The organism is Bacillus sp. SIMBA_005 (genome assembly GCF_046535585.1).
Classification (GTDB): Bacteria; Bacillota; Bacilli; order Bacillales; family Bacillaceae; genus Bacillus; species Bacillus pumilus.
This window is the reverse complement of sequence record NZ_JAWRWI010000597.1, coordinates 1-263: the sequence shown is the minus strand read 5'-3', so window position 1 is coordinate 263 and position 263 is coordinate 1. Positions and strand designations below refer to the sequence as shown.

Sequence of the window (263 nt, the reverse complement as noted above, 5' to 3'; positions counted from 1 at the left end):
CGTCCCGCGCCCTCGTGCCCCAGCACGACGGGCAACCGGCTGACGAGATCCCCGCGCTGATAATGCACGTCGGTGTGGCATACGCCGGCCGCCTCGATCTCGACGACGATCTCCTCCGGTCCCGGCGGTGCGAGTTCGATCTCTTCGACGGCGACGGGACCGCCGACCTCGCGGAGCACCGCCGCTTTCACCTGCTGCGACATGGTTCTTCCTTACTATTTGAGCGCTCCCGCCGCGAGCCCCTTCTCGAAGGAGCGTTGCAG

Annotated in this window: 1 protein-coding gene; it reads right to left on the bottom strand. The window is 67.3% G+C overall.

Features of this window, described 5'->3' with window-relative positions; genetic code table 11:
* Nucleotides 1–203 (bottom strand): alcohol dehydrogenase catalytic domain-containing protein (locus tag SB660_RS21455; RefSeq protein ID WP_410584426.1); only part of this gene is annotated, 203 nt, incomplete at its 3' end.
* Nucleotides 204–263: the final 60 nt, after the last annotated feature.